The 1085-nt window shown below is 30.0% G+C and carries 2 protein-coding genes; both read right to left on the bottom strand.

The window, feature by feature from the left end; translation table 11 throughout:
- A partial coding sequence (locus ACRCZX_RS00650; protein ID WP_438581023.1) for a helix-turn-helix domain-containing protein occupies positions 1–485 on the bottom strand: 485 nt, incomplete at its 3' end.
- The coding region (locus tag ACRCZX_RS00655) for an IS607 family transposase (RefSeq protein WP_438581024.1) at positions 463–1085 on the bottom strand (623 nt) is incomplete at its 5' end. The genes ACRCZX_RS00650 and ACRCZX_RS00655, both read right to left, overlap by 23 nt.

Consider the following 1085-nt stretch of genomic DNA (forward strand, 5'->3'; position numbering starts at 1 on the left):
TCTTCCATTACAATTCGAGATGGCTTGGTTTTCACGATCTCATTAGTAATTACATGAAGATTATTGTTACGAATATTAGAAATTCTTCTATGAACGAGCCTTATTTTTTTCTCTAATTTCACGATATTTTGGCTCTTGTCGTAACGGTCTGTCACCTCCCTAGATTTTTCATATTTTCGTGAAACCTGTTTTTGTAGCCTTTTCAATTTTTTCTTTAATTTTTTAACAACTTTTTTCTTATTTATATTTTTATAAATTTTACCGTTAGAAATAACCGCTAAATCTTTAATACCTAAATCTATTCCAAGAGAAATATCGCTTAATTCTAAAAGATTATCAGAAATAAATTTCCCACCATTTTCATAATTTTCTTTTTGTTTTCCAAGAGTCCAATTGTAAATAAAACGAGCTGTCCCAGCAGATTGATAAAGAAGTTTTTCTTGAATTTTATTAGGTTTTATTCTAATCTTCTTGGCAAGGACCATCTGCAATCAGCTCCTTCACCATCTTTTTAGCTTTAGTTGCTCTCTTGCCTTGAAGCCTACAACTGAGAACAGTGACTATCTGTACTAAATCCTCTACAAGTTCCTGTTCTTCATTTTTCTCAGTGTTATCAATTATTTCTATAGTCGTACCATATAATTTAGCTATGTTTTCTATAAGTTCAAAACCAAACCTTACCAATCTATCTTTATACAAAACTACTACCTTCTCCACTCTGTTCTCAGTGATCAACCTTATGAGTTGATTTAAGCCTTTTTTATTATAATCAATACCACTACCAACATCTTCTATAATATCAAAAGTATAACCTTTCGCTATCATAAAGTTTTTTAAATTATCCACTTGTCTTGCTAAATCATCTTTTTGTTTGTTAGAACTTACTCTACAATATCCTATAACTATCTTATTGATTTTAGGTATTGTCATTCCTCTCATCTCATTGAATTGGTCTTCTGAATAATACCTAGTCTTACCTTTAGTTACAAAACTTGGTTTAAGTTTATTCTCCTTGTCCCAATTTCTGAGTGTTTGTGTTGTTACTCCTAATAGTTTTGAAAATTTACCTATTGAATACATTTTAT

Origin of the sequence: Cetobacterium sp. (assembly GCF_051658645.1) — a bacterium.
Taxonomy (GTDB): domain Bacteria; phylum Fusobacteriota; class Fusobacteriia; order Fusobacteriales; family Fusobacteriaceae; genus Cetobacterium_A.